The organism is Actinospineispora acaciae DSM 45401 (assembly GCF_000620785.1).
GTDB classification, from domain to species: domain Bacteria; phylum Actinomycetota; class Actinomycetes; order Mycobacteriales; family Pseudonocardiaceae; genus Pseudonocardia; species Pseudonocardia acaciae.
In genome coordinates this window covers 421,759-440,940 of the sequence record NZ_JIAI01000004.1, presented here as the reverse complement: position 1 = coordinate 440,940, position 19,182 = coordinate 421,759, and the positions used below count along the sequence as shown (strand labels likewise).

Genomic DNA, 19,182 nt, shown 5'->3' with positions numbered 1-19,182 from the left:
AGTTAGCCGTGAGTGGCAATAGGCGCCATAGCACCCATTGCCACTCACGGGTTTCAGCGGCCGGTCAGGAGGTTCGCGAACCGGGTGATCCGGCTGGGGCGGCGCAGGCCGGCGGCCTCGCGGCGATCGGCCTCGCGGTAGAGCAGGTACATCGAGCGCACGCCCAGCCAGCGCAGCGGTTCGGGCTCCCAGCGGCGCACCCGGCGGTTCGTCCAGGGCAGCGTCACCAGGTCGGTGTCGCGGCGCAGTACTAGGTCGGCCAGGGTGCGGCCGGCCAGGTTCGTGGTGGTCAGGCCGCTGCCGACGTATCCGCCCGCCCAGCCGAGGCCGGTGCGCGGATCCAGGCTCACGCTCGCGCACCAGTCTCGGGGGACGCCGAGCACGCCGCACCACGCGCGGGCGAGCGGGACGTCGGCGGTGGCCGGGAACTGGCTGTGCAGGATCGCGGCCAGCGACTCGACGGTCCAGGCCTGGGTGATGCCGTCGGCGTCGGTGCGCGAGCCGTAGCGGTACGGCACGCCCCGGCCGCCGATCGCGATCCGCCCGTCCGCGGTGCGCTGGGCGTAGCTGTAGGCGTTCGCGGCGTCCCCGACCAGCTCGGCGCCGTCCCAGCCGAGCTCCGCCCAGATGTCGTCGGGCAGCGGCTCGGTGGCCACCATCGAGGAGTTCATCGGCAGCCACTCGCGGCGGCGGCCCTGCACGGACGCCGTATAGCCCTCCAGGCAGCGCAGCACGTGCTCGGCGCGGACCACGCCGCGCTGAGTCACCGCCCGGCCCGGTTCGATGGCGGTGACCTCGGTGTCCTCGTAGATCGTGACGCCCTTGCGCCGGACGGCCGCCGCGATGCCCTGGACGAGCTTGGCGGGTTGGACGCGCGCGCAGTGCGGGCTGTACACCGCGCCCAGCGCACCCTCGATCCGGACCCGTTCGTGCACCTCGCGGCGGGTCAGCCGGCGCTCGTGCCACTCGCCGATGCCCCACGCCCGATGGGCGGCCAGTGAAGCGTCCATCCTGGCCAGTTGGGGTTCGGACCTGGCCACGTGCAGGACCCCGTTCTTGACGATGTCCGCGTCGATGCCCTCCTCGGCGCACACCGCGATGACGTCGTCGACGGCGCCCTCCATGGCGCGGACCAGCCGGAGCACCCCGTCGCGGCCCCCGCTCGCGGCGTACCGGTCGAGGTTGCCGGCCAGCTCGGCGGACAGCCAGCCGCCGTTGCGCCCGGACGCGCCGTACCCGGCGAACTCCTTCTCCAGCATCACGATGCGCAGGTCGGGGCGGTGGGTGGCCAGGTGGTAGGCGGTCCACAGGCCGGTGAGGCCGGCGCCGACGATGCACACGTCGGCGGTCCGGTCGCCGGGCAGCGCCTCGCCGCGTTCGGGGAGTCCGATCTGGTCGTACCAGAACGAGACCCGGCCGTTGGTGAGGCCGGCGGTGCGGCGGGACTGGTAGGTGCGGTCGGTCATGTTTCCTCTAGCAGCGGGGGAGGGCGGTGGCGTCGGCGGCGGCGAACGTCAGCCACACCGGGTCGCCGGGGCGGGTGTCGGTGCGGTGGGCGGCGGACTCGCGGACGTGGGCCTGGCCGCCGTCGGGCAGCCGGACCAGCACCCGGCGGGCGTTGCCCAGGTAGACCTGGTCGACCACGTCGCCGGGCACGGCATTGCATCCCGGCGGCGGGTCGTCGCCGTCGGGTCGGGGTACGAGCGTGATCCGCTCCGGGCGCAGGACGACCGCGGCGTCGGCGGCGTCCAGCGGGTCGCCCCGCTCCGCCCGCACCGGGCGGCCGAACACCTCGACCACTGACCCGCCGCCGTCCGCCCGCGACGGCCCCGCCAGCACCGTCGACTCGCCGAGAAACTGGGCCACGAACATCGAGTGTGGCGACTCGTACAGCTCCTCGCCGGTGCCGACCTGCTCGATGCGCCCGGCGTTGAACACGGCGATCCGGTCGGACAGCGCCAGCGCCTCGTCCTGGTCGTGGGTGACGAACACGAACGTCGTGCCCAGCTCGGCGTGGATCCGGCGGATCTCCAGCTGGAGCTGGTCGCGCAGCTTCTTGTCCAGCGCGCCCAGCGGTTCGTCCATCAGCAGCACGCTCGGCCGGTACACCACCGCGCGGGCCAGCGCGACCCGCTGCTGCTGCCCGCCGGACAGCTCGCGCGGACGCCGGCCGGCGAACCCGTCCAGCCCGACCATGCTCAACGCCTCGGCGACCCGCGTACGCCGTTCCGACCGGGAAAGTCGCCGCTGCCGCAGCGGGTACTCCACGTTGTCGCCGACGGACATGTGCCCGAACAGCGCGTAGTTCTGGAACACCATGCCCAGGTCGCGGCGGTGCGTGGGCACCGTGTCCATCCGCCGCCCGCCCACCACGATCTCGCCGGACGTCACCGGCACGAACCCGGCCAGCATGTTCAGCGTGGTGGTCTTACCCGAGCCGCTGGGGCCGAGCAGCGTGACGAACTCGCCGGCCGCCACGCTCAGGTCGATGCCGTCCACCACCGCCGTGCCGTCGTAGACCTTCGTCAGCCCGGCCAGCTCGATCGCCGCGCCGGCCCCCGCCTCACCGCGCACGCTGGGTCCTCCTCGTCATGATCACGCCGCCGGCCACGGTGATGATCGTGGTCACCACCAGGATCAGCGAGGACGCCGCCGCGATCGTCGGGTCGGTGTCGCGGGTGACCGAGCCGTACATCTTCACCGGCAGCGTCTGCAGGTACGGGCTCTGGATGAACAGCGAGAGCACCACCTCGTCGAAGCTGGTGGCGAACGCGAACAGCGCGGCGGACCCCATCCCGGGCGCGATCGCGGGCAGCGTCACCCGGGTGAACGTCGTCCACCGTCCCGCGCCGCACACCGCCGAGGCGTCCTCCAGCCGCCTGTCGAACTGCCGCAGGCTGGCCGACACCACGATCAGCACCAGCGGCAGCGCCAGCACCGTGTGCGCGCCGACGAACCCGGTCAGCGTCCCGGTCAGGCGCAGCCGCAGGAACAGCGCGTACACCCCGACCGAGAGCACGATCACCGGAATGATCATGGGCGCGACCAGCCAGCCCCGGACCGCGGAGTTGACCCGGCGCTGGTGTCGGGCCATGCCGAGCGCGGCGGCGGTGCCGATCGCGGTGGCCAGCGCCGCCACCAGCAGCCCGACCTGAAAGCTCGCGAACAGCGCGCGCCGCCAGCTCCGGTCGGTGAAGAACCGCTCGTACCACCGGATCGACCAGCCGCCCGGCGGGAACGCGAACGACGGCCGGTCGGTGAAGCTCAGCGGGATGACCACCAGCGACGGCGCCACCAGCCACACCGCCACGAGCACCCCGAGGCACCACAGCGCCGCCCGTCCCAACCGGCGTGCGTTCACCGCGAACCCCGCAACCGCCCGGCCCGGAAAGAGGCCGCCACCGCGAACGCCAGCGACAGCAGCACCCCCGTCACGACCAGCAACGACAGCCCCATCACCCCGCCCCGGCCCCAGGCCAGCAGCCCGGAGACCTGCGCGTAGATCTGCTGGCTGACCAGCGAGCTGTCCGGGGAGCCGAGCAGCGCGGGCGTGACGTAGAACCCGAGGCTGCTGATGAACACCAGCAGCGACCCGGCCGCCACCCCCGGCAGCGACAGCGGCAGCCACACCCTGGCGAACGTCACCGCCGGCCGCGCCCCCAGCGTCGCGCTGGCCGAGAGCAGCCCCCGGTCGATCCGCAGCATCGCCGAGTAGATCGGCATCACCATCATCGGCAGCAGGATCTGCGCCATCCCGACCACCACCCCGCCGGTGGTGCGGATCAACGCCACCCGCCCCAGCCCCAGGCCGTCCAGCAGCGAGTTGATCAGCCCGTTGTCCTGCAACAGGATCACCCAGGCGAACGTCCGCACCATCAGGCTGGTCCAGAACGGCATCAGCACGATGATCGTGAGCACCATCCGGGCCCGCGCCGACGCGGTGACCATCAGGTACGCGTAGCCGTACCCCACCACCGCGCAGGTCGCCGTCACCAACCCGGCAGTGGTGAACGTCCGCACCAGCACCGCCCGCTGCACCGGGTCGCCGAGGTACCAGCCGACGTTGCCCAGCAGCCCGTCACCGTCCGTACCCGTCAACCACACCACGAACGCCAGCGGCAGCGCGAAGAACGCCGCCATCAGCAGCAGCGACGGCGCCAGCAGCGCCCACCAGGACCGCGCCGCGCGCCGCCGACCGGCCAGCGCGGCACCGCCGGCATCCGGGGCGGCTTCCGTGGCGAGGACGTCTGTGTACGCCATCCGCTACCCCGAGAGCCAGTCGTTGTAGCGTCTGATCGCCTCGTCCAGGTGCGCCGCCCACCACTTCAGGTCGACGTGCACGGCCTGGCGCTTCCTCTCCGGCGTGGTGGTCAGGTACGAGGCGGCCAGCGGGTCGAGCCGGGGCGCGGCGTCCACGTTGATCGGGCTGTAGCTGGTCAGCTCCGCCAGCGTCGCCTGCTGGCGGGCGCCCAGGTAGTAGTTGAGGAAAGCCATCGACGCCTTGGGCGAGCGCGCGTTCTTCGGCACCGAGATCGCGTCGAACACCGGGAAGAACTGGTTCCACTGCACCGCGTACGGGGCGCCGTTGCGCACCGCGCCGTACGCCCGCCCCGACCAGATCATCGACATGTCCACCTCGCCGGACTCCAGCAGTTGCTGGGCCTGCGCGCCGGTGGTCCAGAACACGGTGTCCTTGCGGATCGTGGACATCTTGCGCAGCGCCCGGTCCATGTCCAGCGGGTACAGGTTCTCCGGCGCGACGCCGTCGGCGAGCAGCGCGGCCTCCATCGGGCCGGGCGCGGCGTCGCCGGGCGTCCCGACGATCGAGCGCTTGCCGGGGAACCGGGCGGTGTCGAAGAAGTCCTTCCAGCCCGTCGGCGGGTTCGCGCCGTACTTCTTCGTGTTGTACGCCAGCACGTATCCGTAGCTCATCGCCGGGATCGAGCAGGCGTTGACGCGCAGGTCGTCCGGGATCTTGCTGGTGTCCACGATCGCCGGGTCCAGCGGCTGGAACAGCGTGCCGCAGTTGGCCGCCGCGAACACCCCGTCGGTGTCCACGATGTCCCAGCTCACGTTGTCCCACCGCACCTGGGCCTGCAGCTTCGCCTGGTCGGTCGGCCCGTCGCCGAGCATCTCCGCCCCGGACTCGGCCGCGAACGGCTCCACCGCCGCCTTCTCCTGGCCCTCCTGGAACAACCCGCCGTACGACACGAACGTCAGGATGTAGTCCCGCAACGCCCCGGCCTTCACCGTCCCCGCCGCCGGCGGCCCCGCCCCGAGGTCCAGCTTCGCCGGATCCGGCACCCCCGGCGCGCACCCGCTCACCACGGCCACCACCGCGGCGAGCACCGCCAAGAGCCGTCGCGAAGTCATGGCCGGTGCGGGGGAGAGATGATCCAGAGCACCTCGGCGACGCCGTCACCGAGGTTGCGGGCGGTGTGTGGCAGGTCGGTGCGGTACTCGATGCTGTCGCCGTCGGTCAGCTCGTACTCCGTGCCGTCCACGCTGACCTCGACGCGGCCCCGGATCACCAGGAACATCTCCTGGGCCTCGCCGTGCGTGTACGGCTCCCCGGTGTCCTCCCCGACGGCCAGCTCGCCGTTGTAGACCTCCAGGTTGCGCAGCGGCCGGCGGGAGAGCAGGTACTTCTTGGACCGGCCGCCGGTGGGCAGCTCCGGGCGTTCGTCGCGGCGCAGCACCCGCGAGGCCGTCAGGTCGTCCTCGCCGAACAGGTCAGCGGTGGTCAGCCCGAGCGCGGTGGCGATGCCACGCAGGGTGCTGACGGTGGCGTTGGCGTGCCCGCGCTCGACCTGGCTGAGGAAACCCGGCGAGATCCCGGCCGCCGCGGCCAGCGCGCGCAAACTCTGGCCGCCGTGCTCGCGCAGCATCCGGATCCGCTTGCCCAGGTCGGCGCCGTCGCTCGGGAGTGGCCCGGACGGAGCACTCATGCCGGCCACCTCCTCGTGGACGCCATCACACAGGCTGTTTGGTGACAGGAAACATAGTGATTGATGACGACCCGTGCAAGGGCTCGGCTAATGAGGCTGGGTCAGCTCGCGCAGCCTGGTGCCGGAGGCGAGCACGGTGGGCAGCAGCTCACGGACCACGTCCTCGTCGAGCCGCCCGGCCGGCACGACCACCGCGAGGGCGGCGAGCGGCGCCCCGGCGGGGTCGCGGACGGCGGTGGCCACCGCGCTGATGCCGTGCTCGCCCTCCTCCCTGTTGATCGCGTAGTTCTCCCGCCGAACGGCCGCGAGCTCGCGCTCCAGCTCGTCCCAGGCGCCGATCGAGGACTCGGTGCGCACGGTCAGCTCGTGCCCGGCGTAGCGGCGGGTCAGCTCGGCCGGCGACAGCGCGGCCAGCAGGACCTTGCCGCCCGCCGTGCAGTGCGCCGGCAGCGCGAGTCCGGTGCGGTCGCCGACCCGTACCGAGCGGGTGCCCTCCACACAGTCGACGAACCGCACGTTGCGTCCCTCCAGCAGCGACAGGCTCACCGTCTCGCCGGTCTGGTCGCGCAGCTCCTCCAGCACCGGCCGGGCCACCCGGCGGATGTCGATGCCGCCGACGGCGGCCAGCCCGACCTCGGTGAGCACCGGCCCCGGCCGGTAGGCGCCGTTGGCCCTGTCCTGCAGCGCGAACCCGTGCTCGCGCAGGCTGGACAGCAGCCGGTGCGCGGTGGACCGGGCCACCCCGAGCCCGTCCGCCGCGTCCGCCACCCGCAGCGCCCGCCGCTCGCCGAGCAACACCAGCAGTCGCAAGGCGTTGTCCACCGAGCTGAGCCTGTTGGAATTCGACATAGAAGAACTTTAGCCGCTCATGCTTCCATATTGAGGGACGGGTTCCTAGTGTCGTGCCCGTGAGCTTGGATCTTCCGGTGATCGTGGTCGGCGCCGGCCCGGTCGGAATGACCGCGGCGGCCGCGCTGGCGCACGCCGGCCTGCCGGTCACGGTGGTGGAGGCCAACCCCGAGCCGAGGCCGGACTGGCGGGCGTCCACCTTCCACGCCGCGACCATGGAGCTGCTCGAGGACATCGACATCACCGAGCGGATGCGCGCCGAGGGCCTCACCGTGCCCCGCTACCAGTTCCGGGACCGCCGCGACGGGCTGATCGCCGAGTTCGACCTGTCGCTGCTGGGCGCCGAGACCCGGTATCCGTACCGGCTGCAGCTCAACCAGCAGCGCCTGGTCAGGTTCCTGTTCGACCGGCTGCGCGCCGACGACCGCGTGGAGCTGCGCTTCGGCGCGCGGGTGACCGGGGTGGCCGACACCGGCGACGGCGTCGAGGTGACCGCGCGCACCGACGGCGGCACCGACGGCGGCATCGACGGTGGTGGCGAGGCGCGGCTGCGCGGATCGTACCTGATCGGGGCGGACGGCGCGGCCAGCGCGGTGCGCAAGCTCAGCGGCGTCGCGTTCGAGGGCGTCACCTACCGGGAGCGGTTCCTGATCGTCAGCACCACCGTGGACCTGCGCGAACAGCTGCCCGGGATCGCCGACGTCAACTACGTCGCCGACCCGGTGGAGTGGCTGTTCATCCTGCACACCCCCGAGGCGTGGCGGGTGCTCTGGCCGGTGCCGGCCGAGGTGAGCGACGAGGAGGCGACCACGCCGGAGGAGATCCAGCGCCACCTGCGCGCGGTGGCCCCGCTGCCGGGCGGCTACCCGATCGTGGACCGGCAGATCTACCGGGTGCACCAGCGGGTGGCCGAGTCGTTCCGGGTCGGCCGGGTGCTGCTGGTCGGGGACGCCGCGCACGTCAACAGCCCGATCGGCGGGGTGGGCCTGAACAGCGGGATCCACGACGCGTTCGACCTCACCCGCCGGCTGGCCCGCATCGCGCGCGACGGCGCCGACCCGGACGCCGAGCTGGACACCTTCGACGCGCACCGCCGCCGGGTCGCGCTGGAGTACGTGCAGGCCGACACCGAACGCAACACCCAGCGGCTGCGCGAGACCGACCCGGAGCGCCGCCGGGCCTCGCACCGCGAGCTGCGCGCGCTCGCGGCCGACCCGGACCGGGCCAGGGCGTGGCTGCGCCGGGTGTCGCTGCTGGAGAGCGCGCGGCGGTTCGGCATCGGCACCCCACCGCCGGAAACCCTGCTCACCAACCAAGGAGCCTCGCGATGAGCGTGGACGTGGAGTCGGAGCTGGCCGAGTTCTACAGCGACCTGGACGCGGTGGACCTGGCACCGCTGTGGCGGCTGACCGACGAGCTGCTCACCCCGACACCCCGGCCGAAGGCGGTGCCCTGGCTGTGGCGGGCGGCGGTGTACCGGGCGCTGGCCGAGCGGGCGATCCGGCTGGTCCCGGTGGAGCGCGGCGGCGAGCGGCGGGTGCTGAGCCTGCGCAACCCCGGGCTGGGCGGCGCGCCGTACGCGGCGGGCACGCTGTGGGCCGCCGTGCAGTGCCTCGGGCCGAGGGAGAGCGCGCCCGCGCACCGGCACAGCCCCGGCGCGATCCGGTTCGTGCTCGCCGGCGAGGGCGTGTTCACCACGGTGGACGGCGACGCCTGCGAGATGCGCGCCGGCGACCTGGTGCTGACCCCGGCGATGGCCTGGCACGACCACACCAACACCGCCGGCGAGAACATGCTCTGGTTCGACGGCCTCGACCTGCCCATGGTCCAGGCGCTGGACGCGGTGTTCTTCGAGCCGCACCCGGAGCTGAACCAGCCGGTGCGCGGGCGCAACGAGTCCGAGCGCCGGTTCGGTGGCGCGGGCGCGCACGTCGCCGGGCAGGTGACCGGCGCGCTGGATCCCACGCCGTCGCCGCTGCTGGTCTACCGGTGGGAGGACGCGGACGCGCGGTTGCGCGCGGACGCCGACAAGACAGACCGACCGTCGGTCTGTCTCGAGTACGTCAACCCCGGCACCGGCGCGAGCGTGCTGCCCACCCTGGCCTGCGGGCTGGAGCGGATCCTGGCCGGCCGGTCCACCCCGGCGACCAGGCGGGCCGGGAACCGGGTCTACGTGGTGCACGGCGGCAACGGACACAGCGTGATCGACGGCCGGCGCTTCGACTGGGAACCCGGCGACATGTTCGTGGTGCCGTCCTGGTCGGCCGTCGAGCACCGGGCGCCGTGCCAGGCGGACCTGTTCGTGCTCAGCGACGCCCCGGTGCTGCGCGCGCTGGGCCTCTACCGCGAGGAGCAACTGCCCACCGCGCAGCCGGTGATCTCGGCGTTCACCCCGAGGAGCGGCGGATGAGGCTCGCGCTGTTCGACGACTCGCGGCTCGGGGTGGTGACCGAGGACGGCGTCGTGGACGTCACCGCCGTGCTCGGTTCGCGGCACGAGGACGACCCGGTCACCGCCGGCTGGTGGCGCGGGCTGTGCCGGGACTTCGTAGCGCTGCGCCCCGAGCTGGAGGCCGCCGCCAAGGCCGGCACCCCGGTTCCGCTCGCCGCCGCGCACCTGCGCGCGCCCGCGCTCAATCCGTCCAAGATCATCGCCTGCGCCAGCAACTACGCCGAGCACGTCACCGAGATGCACGAGGTACAGGAGCGCACCCTGGGCCGGGTGGAGGACTGGATGATGTCCTTCGACGTGTTCCTCAAGGCGCCGTCCGCGCTGTCCGGGCCCGGCGAGGACATCGTGCTGCCGCGCGAGGTGGTGGCCGCCGGCCAGGAGATCCACCACGAGTCCGAGCTGGTGGTGGTGATCGGCACCGGCGGCCGGGACATCGCGCTCGCCGACGCGCTGGACCACGTGCTCGGCTACACCGTCGGCCTGGACATCACCGTGCGCGCCGCCGCCGACCGCTCGCGCCGCAAGAGCTACGACACGTTCGCCCCGGTCGGGCCGTGGGTCACCACCGCCGACGAGGTGGGCGACCCGGCCGGCCTGGAGATCGAGCTGGTGCGCGACGGCGCGGACGGGACCAGCGAACGCCGCCAGCACGTGCACACCCGCGACATGATCACCCCCGTACCGGCGATCGTCAGCTACGCCTCCCGGCTGATGACCCTGCTGCCCGGAGACCTGATCTTCACCGGAGCCCCGCCCGGGGTCGGCCCGATCACCGCCGGCGACGTGCTGCGCGCCCGGATCGACCGGCTCGGCTCGATGACGCTCGGGGTCGTCGACGGATGAACGCTCGGACCGGCGCGGACGCGGTGCTCGAGGTGCTGCTGGCCTGGGGCGTGCGGCGGGTGTTCATCTGCCCGGGCAGCACGGAGGCGGCGTTCCTGGACGCCACGGTGCGCCATCCGGACTTCGAGGTGGTGCTGACCACCCACGAGTCGGTGACGGTGGCGATGGCCGACGGGCACGCGCGGGCCACCGGGGAGCCGGCGGTGGCCTACCTGCACACGCACCTCGGGCTGGTCAACGGGCTGGCCCACCTGGACGCGGCCCGGATGGCGCGCTCGCCGGTGGTGGTGCTCAACGGGCTCAAGGCGGCGAGCATCCAGGCCAGGGGAGGCTTCACCGCGCTGCCCGCGACCGGCGAGCTGGCCCGTCCGTTCGTCAAGCGGGCGTGGCAGTCGCTGACCACCGCGGGCCTGCCCGAGGACGTCACCCAGGCGCTGCGGGCCGCGACCGCCGAGCCGAGCGGGCCGGTGTGGCTGGGGCTGGCGCAGGACCTGATGGAGACCGTCTGCCCGGTCGCCGTCCCTGACCCGGCGCGCCATCGGGTGAGTGCCAGGACGGCGCCGGACCCGGAGCGGCTGCGGGAGGCCGCCGAGCTGTTGCGGTCGGCGGAGCGGCCGGTGCTGGTCGCGGGCGCCGAGGTGGGCCGGCACGGCGCGCAGCGCGAGCTGGTGGCGCTGGCCGAGCGGCTCGGCGCACCGGTGTGCAACGAGGACCGGCGCGGGTTCGAGCGGCCGGGCTTCCCGGCGGACCATCCGCTGCACGCCGGTGGCTACTCGGCGCAGAACCCGGCGGTCGCGGGCGCCGACGTGCTGGTGTTCCTGGGCTGTCGGTGCTTCGTGGAGTTCGAGCCGTCGCCGGAGCCGCCGGTGCCGCCGTGCTGCCGGGTGATCCACAGCCACGTCGACCCGTCCGAGCTGGCCAAACTGCAGGGCACCGACGTCGCCCTGGTCGCGGACGAGTCGCTGGTCGCCGCCGGCCTGCTGGACCTGCTCGGCGACGCCCGCGCCCCGGCGCGGCCGCCCGTACCGTCCGTACACACCGAGCCGCCCACACCGTCCGAACACACCGAACCACCCGCACCGGCCACCGTCCACCAGGTCGCGGCGGCGCTGGCCGAGGTGGTCGACGACCGCACCACCGTGTTCGAGGATGCCACCACGTCCGAGCCCGCCCTGCTCCGCGCGCTGCCGCTGAACTCGGTGGACGCGCTGTTCACCACGGCGTCCGGCTCGCTCGGCTGGGGCATGGGCGCCGCGCTCGGCTACCAGCTCGGCGCGCCGGAGCGCCGGGTGCTGGCGGTGGTCGGCGACGGCGTGTTCCAGTTCGGGCCGCAGGCGCTGTGGGTGGCCGCCCGCCACCGCATCCCGGTGCTGTTCGTGGTGATCAACAACCGTTCGTACGCCGCGGTGGCCGCCGCGCTGCGCCGCTACGGCGGGACCGCCGCCCGCGTCGGCAGCTACCCGGGCAAGGACATCTCCGGGGTGGACATCGCGGCCGTGGCTCGCGGTTTCGGCCTGCCGGCCCGCCGCCTGGACCGCGCGCACGAGCTGCCCGCCGCCGTGAAGGAGCTGGGCGCGCTGGACGGCCCGGCCCTGATCGAGGTGCTCACCGACCCGGACGACCTGGGGGCCGCTCCCAGATAACCGCCCGGCCACGCCCGCGCCGGCGGCCAGCCAAAGGAGGCTGACATGCCCGACCGAGAGATCGACGTCCGCGCCGAGATGGACGGCGCGGCGCTGACCCGGTTCCACTGGCTGCTGATCGGGCTGGTCTTCGTGGCCATCGCGTTCGACGGCTACGACATCCTGGCGCCGTCCTACGTGATCCACTTCGTGGGCAAGGCCTGGGCGCTCTCGCCCAGCCAACAGGGGTTCCTGGTGTCCGCCGGCCTGATCGGCGTTGCGATCGGCTCGCTGAGCCACGGGGTGATCGCCGACCGCTTCGGCCGCCGTCCGACCATGATCGGCGGGCTGCTCGTCTCCGGGGTCTTCAGTCTGGTCACTGCAATGGTCGCGGACTCGTACGGAAGCTTCGTGCTGCTCCGGCTGGTCACCGGCCTCGGCCTCGGGGTGATCATGCCGCTGGGCACCGCGTATATCAACGAGTACCTGCCCGACAAGACCCGGTTCGGGCTGGCCACCCTGGCCGCCGCCGGGTTCTCCATCGGCGGGGTGGGGGCCTCGGTGATCGGCATCCTGTTCAGCCAGCAGTACGGCTGGCAGGTGCTGTTCTACGTCGGTGCCGGCGCCGGCGTGGTCGGGCTGGTGTTCCTCGCGGTGTTCCCGGAGTCCACCGAGTACCTGGTGGCGCACGGGCGCACCGAGGAGGCCGCCCGCCTGATGGCCCGCCTGCGCCCGGACCGCGCCGCGCTCTACCGGGACGCCCGGTTCGCCGAGATCAGGCCGGCCGGCAAGCGGGCGAGAGCCGACTGGCGGGTGCCGCTCAGCCGGCCGTTCCTGGTCTCCACGATCGCGCTGTGGGTCTCGTCGTTCCTGCTGCTGTTCGTCAACTACGGGCTCACCGCGTGGACCCCGAACCTGATGGTGGCGCGCGGCGACGGGTTCGCGCTCGGGTTCGGCTTCGGCGCGGCGCTGCACAGCGTGCCGTTCGTGGGCGGGATCGTCTGCGGGTACCTGGCCGACCGGTGGCTGGGCCGGCGCGGCGCCCTCGCGCTCTGGTGCGGGCTCGGCGCACTGACCACGTTGAGCATGGTCGTCACGTACCACCCGATCCTGAACATCATCGCCATCGCGTTCGCCGGGTTCTTCCTCATCGGCGGCCAGTTCATGCTGAACAACACCTGCGCGATGACCTACCCGGTGCACGCCAGGGGCACCGGTACCGGGTTCATGCTCGGGTTCGGCCGGTTCGGCGGCATCCTCGGCCCGTACATCGGCGGCGCGCTGCTCGGCGCGTTCGGCACCCCGGACGTGCTGTTCATCGCGGCGGCCACCGCGGGCACGCTGGCCATGGCGTGCGCCGCGTTCATCGCGCGCCCCGGGGTGCGGCCGGCCGCGCCCGCCGAGGTGGCCGCCGTCTCGGAAGCGCGATGACCGCGTCAGCCGCCCGCGGCCTGGGACTCCTGGAACGCGGTGAGCGTGCCCAGCTTGTGGTCGCGGGCGGCGCGCTCGATCTCCTCGGCCGGCCGGCCCGACGAGATCAGGTCGAGCAGCAGGTCGTGCTCGGCCACCGAGGCGAGCGCCCGGCCAGGGACGAACGCGAACGACGAGCGGCGGATCAGCGCCAGCCGGCTCCACTCCCGCTCGAGCAGCCCGCGCAGCCTCGGGTTGGGGCACGCCCCGCACAGCAGCCCGTGGAACTCGTGGTTGAGCCGGGTGAACGACGCCGGGTCGAACGCCCGCATGCTGGCCCGCATCCGTTGGTTGAGCCGCCGCGCCCGGTCCAGGTGCTCGGCCGTCAGCTCGGGCGCGGCCAGCGCCGTCGCGGCCCCCTCCATGATCGCCAGCGCGTGCATGGTGTGCCCGAACTGGTCGGGGTCGATGCTGGCCACCCTGGCGCCGTGGTTGCGGGTGAAGACCAGGTACCCCTCGGCCTCCAGCCGGCGCACGGCCTCGCGCACCGGCACCGGGCTGACCGACAGCTCGCGGGCCAGCTGGTCGAGCACCAACCGATAGCCGGGGCCGTACTGGCCGTCCTCGATCCGCTGCTTGATCGCCTGGTACGCGCGGTCGGACTTCGACTCGCCCGCCGCCGCCTGATCCGTCACAGTGTCCCCCGCTCGGCCCCGCAGCGCCGGTCGAGCGGGGTGTTGCGCGGGCTCGCTGATCATATATGTTCTTGCATACGTTAGCAGGTGGTTCCCGTTTCCCGGTTGGAGGACAACGCCGATGGCCTTGCGAGACACCCCGCCGTTCCGCGGTGATCACGTCGGCAGCCTGCTGCGGCCGTCGGTCCTGCTCGAGGCCCGGGAGAAGTTCGCCGCCGGGGCGATCGACGCCGACGAGCTGCGGGGGGTCGAGGACACCGCGATCGCCGAGGTCGTGCGCAAGCAGGAGGAGGTCGGCCTGCGGTCGGTCACGGACGGCGAGTTCCGCCGCGCCTCCTGGCACATGGACTTCATCTACCAGCTCGGCGGAGTGGAGAAGGCCCAGGACAACATGGCCATCGAGTTCCGCAACGAGTCCGGGACCCTCCAGTTCACCCCGGCCGCGCTGCGCGTCGCCGGCCCGGTGCGCCTGGAGCACACCATCTTCGAGCCGGACTTCCAGGCGGTGCGCTCGCTGGCCACCTCGGCGCTGCCGAAGCTGACCATCCCGTCGCCGAGCATGGTCCACTACCGGGGCGGCCGGGCGTCCATCGACCCGGGCGTCTACGCCGACGACGACGCGTTCTGGACCGACGTCAGCGCCGCCTACGCCGAGCAGGTGCGGCGCATCGCCGAGGCCGGCTGCCGCTACCTGCAGTTCGACGACACCAGCCTGGCCTACCTGAACGACCCGAAGCAGCGCGAGCAGATCGCCGCCCGGGGCGACGACGCCGAGCACCTGCACGAGCGCTACATCCGCCAGATCAACGCCGCCCTGCGCGACCGCCCCGAAGGCATGGCGATCACCACGCACATGTGCCGGGGCAACTTCCGCTCGTCCTGGGTGGCCGAGGGCGGCTACGACTTCGTGGCCGAGGCGCTGTTCAACGAGCTCGCCGTGGACGGCTACTTCATGGAGTGGGACGACCAGCGCTCGGGCGACTTCGCGCCACTCCGGTTCGTACCCAAAGGCAAGTTCGTGGTTCTGGGCCTGGTCACGACCAAACGCGGCGAGTTGGAGTCCAAGGACGACCTGAAGCGCCGCGTCGAGGAGGCCAGCCGCTACGTGGACATCGACCAGCTCTGCCTGTCCCCGCAGTGCGGCTTCTCCTCCACGGTGAACGGCAACGCCCTGACCGCCGAGGAGCAGTGGGCCAAGCTCCGCCTGGTGGTGGAGACCGCGACCGAGATCTGGGGCTGACCCGGGCGTGGTGAAGATCCTCACCACCCACGTGGGCAGCCTGATCCGCCCGGACGACCTGGTCGCGATCCTGCGCGACAAGGAAACCGGCCGCCCCTACGACGAGGACGTCTACGCGGCCACGCTGCGCCACGCCGTCGCCGGCGTGGTCCGCCAGCAGGCCGAGATCGGCATCGACGTGGTCAGCGACGGCGAGTTCGGCAAGTCGGTGAGCTGGTCGCGCTACGTCCGTTCCCGCCTCGCCGGCTTCGAGGACCGCCCCGTCGAAGGCGGCACCGAGCCCGGCGTGGTCGTCATGCCCGGCACCGACAAGCGCCTGTTCCCCGACTTCTACGCCGAGTACGAACGAACCCAGGGCTTCACCGGTTCGATCACGAACTGGGTCTGCACCGGTCCCGTCTCCTACATCGGCGCCGACGCGGTGCAGCGCGACATCTCCAACCTCACGGCCGCGCTGTCCGATGTCGACGTCACCGCCGGCTTCCTCCCGGTCGTCGCCCCCGCGAGCGTCGTCCCCGTCCGCCACGACGAGCACTACGCCACCGAACGCGACTACGTCTTCGCGGTGGCCGCCGCCCTCAACGAGGAGTACCGCACCATCGTCGACGCCGGCCTGATGGTCCAGGTCGACGACGCCTGGCTGGCCTCGATGTACGACACCATGGTCCCGCCCGCTTCCCTGAGCGACTACCGGGAGTGGGCCACCCTCCGCGTCGAGGCCCTGGTCCGCGCCCTGGACGGCATCCCACCCGACCGCTCCCGCTACCACGTCTGCTGGGGCAGCTGGAACGCCCCACACGTCGGCGACGTCCCCCTGGCCGACATCGTCGACCTGATCCTCCGCGTCCCGGTGGGCGCCTACGCCCTGGAGCAGGCCAACCCCCGCCACGAGCACGAATGGCAGGTCTGGGAAAACGTCACCCTCCCCGAAGGCCGCAAGCTCATCCCCGGCGTCGTCTCCCACGCCACCAATGTCGTCGAACACCCCGAGCTGATCGCCCAACGCCTGGTGCGGCTGGCCCGTGTGGTCGGCCCCGACAACGTCATCGCCGGCACCGACTGCGGCTTCGCCCAGGGACCATTCGTCCGCCGCGTCCACCCGTCCATCATGTGGGCGAAACTGAAATCTCTCGTCGAAGGCGCCGAACTAGCATCGCATCGGCTCTAGCCCGCGTTGGTGGGATTTTCGAACGACGCGCACGGTCACGAACTGAGCCCAGCCACCCCCACCAAGTTCCCCTCCGGATCGGTGAACTGCCCTACCACGAGTTCGCCCTTCTTCGCGCCCTTCGGCTCAGGCCCGAACCGCCGCGTCCCGCCCAGGCTCTCCGCCTTCCGCAACGCCGCCTCGACATCAGGCACATCAACGTAGAAAACTACCCGCGGCCGATAACCATCACCCCCGCCGATGCCGCCGTTGATCCCGTTCCCATCGCCGGTAGTCGTCCCGTCCACGAACCCGTAGTTTCCGGGTTCCGACACCTCCAAGCTTGACGCATCTCCCACACCGAACTCCCACCCGAAAAGCTCGCCGTAATACTCGCGAAGCTTCGTCGGGTCGGTACCGATGATCTCGAAGTGCACAACCGGATCCGCCACTGGTAGCTCCTCGCTCGTCAGGGCGCCCACACCGGGCGCCTCGCCACAGGGTCGGAGCCACCCGCGCCGTCCGGACACGGCAAAGCCAGCGATAGTCAGGCCGGCAGGCGCTGGGCACGAACGACGGCGAGAGCGGCGGCGAGCAGGGTCACGAGCGTGCCGAGCACGAGCCAGGGCCTGCTCACGTCCGCCTCGACGGTCTGGTAGCCGATCTGTTCGCGGAGGTTGTCGTACACCTGGTGCAGCTCGGCGCCGCTCTGCGCGGGGTAGAACCGCCCGCCGGAGAGCTGGGCAACCCTCGCCAGCGACGAGTCGTCCACGGGCACCGGGATGATGCCTCCGCCCATGTCGATGGTCCCCAACAGGGTGCCGAACGAGATGGTGCTGATCGGCACATGCTGGCGGGCGGCCTCGGCGGCGAGCGCGAACTCGTCGCGGCCGACGTTCTGCTTGCCGTCGCTCATCAGGACGATCCGGGCGGGCGGCGGGCCGGACTCGCTGCCGGGGACCTGGGCGTTGAACGCGGTGATGGAGTTGAGGGCGGCGGCCAGCGCCTCGCCGGTGGCGGTGGACTCGGCGAGCTGGAGCGTCTGGATCTGGTGGACGGCGGCCTCGCGGTCGGTGGTGGGCGGCACCAGGACGGCCGCGGTGCCGGCGAACGACTCGAGCCCGAGGTTGACCGTCGGCGGCAGCTCGCGGACGAACCGGGTGGCGGCCTCCTGGGCCGCGGCCAGCCGGGACGGGGCGACGTCGGTCGCGCGCATGGACTGCGAGACGTCGATGACCAGCATCACGGTGGCCCGGTTGCGTGGCACCTGCGCCTGCGCGGTCGGCCCGGCCAGGCCCACCGTCAACAGGATCAGCGCGACCAGGAGCAGCGCGGCCGGCACGTGCCGGGGCCAGCCGGGCGCCCGGGGCACCACCCGGTCCAGCAGCGCGAGGTTGGTGAACCGCAGGATGTTGCGCCGCCGTCGCCGCTGCGACCAGCCGTAGCCCGCCGTGACGGCGGCGACCAGCCCGAGCAGCGCGAGCCAGCCGGGCGCGGCGAAACCGTCGATCGCCATGCCGGCCAGTGAACCCAACCGGGCATGTAACCGCCGTGAGCCGTGTCGGTCAGTCCTGGATCCGCCGAAACGGCCGGTCCTGCTCCAGCGCGAACGCCAGCTCCAGCAGGGTCCGCTCGTCGCCGTGCGCGGCCGAGATCTGCACGCCGATCGGCAGCCCGTCCGACGACGCCCCGGTCGGCAGCGAGATGGCCGGGGCGCCGGCGATGTTGTTCAGCGGCGTGAACGCCACGTACCGGGTCAGCCGGTGCAGCAGCTCGTCGAACGGCACGTTCGGGCTCAGCTCGCCGAGAAGCGGCGTGACGTGCGCCAGCACCGGGGAGAGCACCACCTCGTGCCGCACGAACATCCCCGCGTACGCCCGCCGCACCCGGGACAGCCGCGCGAGCATGCCGGGCGTGCGGAGCAGCCCACGCCGGTACAACCGACCAAGGCCGACGCTCAGCCCGTCCAGCTTCGAGGCGTCGAACGAGCGGGACAGCGTCCACCGGCCGAACGCGCCGGCCGAGAACGCCAGCATCCCCCAGTACAGGGTGAAGTCCGCGACGAACCGGTCGTCCACGGGCAGCCGAACCGGCGAGACGTCGTGGCCCATCGAGGTGAGCGCCCGCGCGGTGTCCAGCACGGCGGCCCGGGTCTGCGCGCACGCCCGTACCCCGCCGACCGAGTCGAGCACCAGCCCGACCCGCAGCCGCCGGTTCGCCGGCCCCTCCACCAGCCCCAACGGCGGCAGCGCCGGGTTGCGCCAGTGCCGCTCGGCGGCGGCGAGGAACGCGGCGGTGTCGCGCACCGACCGGGACACCACCCCCTCGGAGATGATCTTGATCGGCATCGACCGAGCCTGCGGGCTCTCCAGGTGCCGGCCCCGGCTCGGCTTCAGCCCGACCAGCCCGCAGCACGCCGCCGGGATCCGGATCGACCCGCCGCCGTCGTTGGCGTGCGCGATCGGCACCACACCCGCCGCGACCAGCGCCGCCGCGCCCCCCGAGGACGCCCCGCTGGAGTGGCCGGTGTGCCACGGGTTGCGCGTCGGCTCGGCGTCGGCGAACTCGGTGCTGGCGTTGAAACCGAACTCCGGCAGCCGGCTCTTGCCCAGCGCGGCCAGCCCGGTGCTCAGCAGTTGGGCGGCGAACGCACCGGTCGCGCGCGCCGGCCCGGCCCGGAACGCGGCAGTGCCGTGGCCGGTCGGCATGCCGCGCACGTCGGTGTTGTCCTTGACGTAGGTCGGCACGCCCGCGAACGGCCCTTCGCGCACCGGCTGGACCGGCGCGGGCGCGGTGAACTCGACGGCCCGCAGCGCCGGCTCGACCCGCAGCGCCCGCTCGGCGGCCGCCTTCGCCGCCTCCTCCGCGCCGATCTCCCCGTCCCTGATCAGCGAGGCGAGCGCCACCGCGTCGTGGTCGCCCAGCGCGTCGTCGCCGAACGCGTGCACCCTCGTCATCGGCCAACGGTAACCGCCGC

18 protein-coding genes are annotated in these 19,182 nt (G+C 72.7%); 7 read left to right on the top strand and 11 right to left on the bottom strand.

The window, feature by feature from the left end:
• Positions 1–53: 53 nt before the first annotated feature.
• The 7 genes from N912_RS0122195 to N912_RS53795 all read right to left on the bottom strand — a co-directional run bounded on the left by N912_RS0122195 (position 54) and on the right by N912_RS53795 (position 6,797).
• The gene (locus N912_RS0122195; protein WP_028924125.1) at positions 54–1,466 is read right to left on the bottom strand and encodes an NAD(P)/FAD-dependent oxidoreductase; all 1,413 of its coding nucleotides are present in this window, start codon (positions 1,464–1,466) and stop codon (positions 54–56) included.
• 7 nt (positions 1,467–1,473) lie between these two features.
• Positions 1,474–2,574, bottom strand: a complete 1,101-nt coding sequence (locus N912_RS53805) for an ABC transporter ATP-binding protein (RefSeq protein WP_037065841.1) — start codon at positions 2,572–2,574, stop codon at positions 1,474–1,476.
• Positions 2,564–3,361 (bottom strand): ABC transporter permease, encoded by a 798-nt coding sequence (locus N912_RS0122185; RefSeq protein WP_051580598.1) that lies wholly within the window; start codon positions 3,359–3,361, stop codon positions 2,564–2,566. The genes N912_RS53805 and N912_RS0122185 overlap by 11 nt, the downstream gene beginning before the upstream one ends.
• The gene (locus N912_RS53800) at positions 3,358–4,260 is read right to left on the bottom strand and encodes an ABC transporter permease (RefSeq protein WP_051580597.1); all 903 of its coding nucleotides are present in this window, start codon (positions 4,258–4,260) and stop codon (positions 3,358–3,360) included. The genes N912_RS0122185 and N912_RS53800 overlap by 4 nt, the downstream gene beginning before the upstream one ends.
• 3 nt (positions 4,261–4,263) lie before the next feature.
• Positions 4,264–5,373: an ABC transporter substrate-binding protein gene (locus tag N912_RS0122175; RefSeq protein ID WP_028924123.1), complete on the bottom strand. Its 1,110-nt coding sequence runs from the start codon at positions 5,371–5,373 to the stop codon at positions 4,264–4,266.
• Positions 5,370–5,948: a helix-turn-helix domain-containing protein gene (locus N912_RS0122170; protein WP_028924122.1), complete on the bottom strand. Its 579-nt coding sequence runs from the start codon at positions 5,946–5,948 to the stop codon at positions 5,370–5,372. The genes N912_RS0122175 and N912_RS0122170 overlap by 4 nt, the downstream gene beginning before the upstream one ends.
• Before the next feature lie 87 nt (positions 5,949–6,035).
• A complete protein-coding gene (locus tag N912_RS53795; protein ID WP_084211093.1) occupies positions 6,036–6,797 on the bottom strand; it encodes an IclR family transcriptional regulator in 762 nt (253 codons plus the stop codon).
• Positions 6,798–6,856: 59 nt separating this feature from the next.
• Here N912_RS53795 and N912_RS53790 point away from each other — a divergent pair, with 59 nt between their 5' ends.
• Genes N912_RS53790 through N912_RS53785 form a run of 5 tightly spaced genes read left to right on the top strand, consistent with a single transcriptional unit; the run spans position 6,857 to position 13,144 of the window.
• On the top strand, positions 6,857–8,128 hold the full coding sequence (locus N912_RS53790) for an FAD-dependent oxidoreductase (RefSeq protein WP_211261335.1): 1,272 nt from the start codon (positions 6,857–6,859) through the stop codon (positions 8,126–8,128).
• Entirely contained in the window at positions 8,125–9,207 is a 1,083-nt protein-coding gene (locus N912_RS0122155) for a cupin domain-containing protein (RefSeq protein WP_028924121.1), read from the top strand. The genes N912_RS53790 and N912_RS0122155 overlap by 4 nt, the downstream gene beginning before the upstream one ends.
• Positions 9,204–10,091 (top strand): fumarylacetoacetate hydrolase family protein, encoded by an 888-nt coding sequence (locus N912_RS0122150; protein ID WP_028924120.1) that lies wholly within the window; start codon positions 9,204–9,206, stop codon positions 10,089–10,091. Before N912_RS0122155 ends, N912_RS0122150 begins: the two co-directional genes overlap by 4 nt.
• Positions 10,088–11,734 (top strand): thiamine pyrophosphate-binding protein, encoded by a 1,647-nt coding sequence (locus N912_RS0122145; RefSeq protein WP_028924119.1) that lies wholly within the window; start codon positions 10,088–10,090, stop codon positions 11,732–11,734. The genes N912_RS0122150 and N912_RS0122145 overlap by 4 nt, the downstream gene beginning before the upstream one ends.
• Positions 11,735–11,779: 45 nt before the next feature.
• Positions 11,780–13,144 carry an MFS transporter gene (locus N912_RS53785; protein WP_051580593.1) on the top strand — a complete coding sequence of 455 codons (1,365 nt, stop codon included), beginning with the start codon at positions 11,780–11,782 and terminating at the stop codon, positions 13,142–13,144.
• 5 nt (positions 13,145–13,149) lie between these two features.
• On the opposite strand, the gene N912_RS0122135 is transcribed toward N912_RS53785, so the two are convergent.
• The gene (locus tag N912_RS0122135) at positions 13,150–13,818 is read right to left on the bottom strand and encodes a GntR family transcriptional regulator (RefSeq protein ID WP_028924118.1); all 669 of its coding nucleotides are present in this window, start codon (positions 13,816–13,818) and stop codon (positions 13,150–13,152) included.
• A 121-nt stretch (positions 13,819–13,939) separates the two neighbouring features.
• Between N912_RS0122135 and N912_RS0122130 the strand changes: the two genes are divergently transcribed.
• Together N912_RS0122130 and N912_RS0122125 are read left to right on the top strand one after the other, a co-directional pair.
• Positions 13,940–15,058, top strand: coding sequence for a 5-methyltetrahydropteroyltriglutamate--homocysteine S-methyltransferase (locus tag N912_RS0122130; protein ID WP_028924117.1), 1,119 nt, complete (start codon positions 13,940–13,942; stop codon positions 15,056–15,058).
• A gap of 10 nt (positions 15,059–15,068) precedes the next feature.
• Positions 15,069–16,226 carry a cobalamin-independent methionine synthase II family protein gene (locus N912_RS0122125; RefSeq protein ID WP_169747927.1) on the top strand — a complete coding sequence of 386 codons (1,158 nt, stop codon included), beginning with the start codon at positions 15,069–15,071 and terminating at the stop codon, positions 16,224–16,226.
• A 35-nt stretch (positions 16,227–16,261) separates the two neighbouring features.
• Here N912_RS0122125 and N912_RS0122120 read toward each other — a convergent pair whose 3' ends face one another.
• The 3 genes from N912_RS0122120 to N912_RS0122110 form a co-directional block, all read right to left on the bottom strand.
• On the bottom strand, positions 16,262–16,687 hold the full coding sequence (locus N912_RS0122120; RefSeq protein WP_245645376.1) for a VOC family protein: 426 nt from the start codon (positions 16,685–16,687) through the stop codon (positions 16,262–16,264).
• A gap of 65 nt (positions 16,688–16,752) precedes the next feature.
• The gene (locus tag N912_RS0122115) at positions 16,753–17,739 is read right to left on the bottom strand and encodes a VWA domain-containing protein (RefSeq protein WP_281176286.1); all 987 of its coding nucleotides are present in this window, start codon (positions 17,737–17,739) and stop codon (positions 16,753–16,755) included.
• 31 nt (positions 17,740–17,770) lie between these two features.
• Positions 17,771–19,162 carry an amidase gene (locus N912_RS0122110; protein ID WP_028924113.1) on the bottom strand — a complete coding sequence of 464 codons (1,392 nt, stop codon included), beginning with the start codon at positions 19,160–19,162 and terminating at the stop codon, positions 17,771–17,773.
• Positions 19,163–19,182 lie beyond the last annotated feature (20 nt).

Coding starts and splice junctions, on each gene's coding strand:
- N912_RS0122195 (WP_028924125.1), bottom strand. CDS start 1,466: ATGACCGACCGCACCTACCAGTCCCGCCGCACCGCCGGCCTCACCAAC.
- N912_RS53800 (WP_051580597.1), bottom strand. CDS start 4,260: ATGGCGTACACAGACGTCCTCGCCACGGAAGCCGCCCCGGATGCCGGC.
- N912_RS0122175 (WP_028924123.1), bottom strand. CDS start 5,373: ATGACTTCGCGACGGCTCTTGGCGGTGCTCGCCGCGGTGGTGGCCGTG.
- N912_RS0122170 (WP_028924122.1), bottom strand. CDS start 5,948: ATGAGTGCTCCGTCCGGGCCACTCCCGAGCGACGGCGCCGACCTGGGC.
- N912_RS53795 (WP_084211093.1), bottom strand. CDS start 6,797: ATGTCGAATTCCAACAGGCTCAGCTCGGTGGACAACGCCTTGCGACTG.
- N912_RS0122155 (WP_028924121.1), top strand. CDS start 8,125: ATGAGCGTGGACGTGGAGTCGGAGCTGGCCGAGTTCTACAGCGACCTG.
- N912_RS0122150 (WP_028924120.1), top strand. CDS start 9,204: ATGAGGCTCGCGCTGTTCGACGACTCGCGGCTCGGGGTGGTGACCGAG.
- N912_RS0122145 (WP_028924119.1), top strand. CDS start 10,088: ATGAACGCTCGGACCGGCGCGGACGCGGTGCTCGAGGTGCTGCTGGCC.
- N912_RS53785 (WP_051580593.1), top strand. CDS start 11,780: ATGCCCGACCGAGAGATCGACGTCCGCGCCGAGATGGACGGCGCGGCG.
- N912_RS0122130 (WP_028924117.1), top strand. CDS start 13,940: ATGGCCTTGCGAGACACCCCGCCGTTCCGCGGTGATCACGTCGGCAGC.
- N912_RS0122110 (WP_028924113.1), bottom strand. CDS start 19,162: ATGACGAGGGTGCACGCGTTCGGCGACGACGCGCTGGGCGACCACGAC.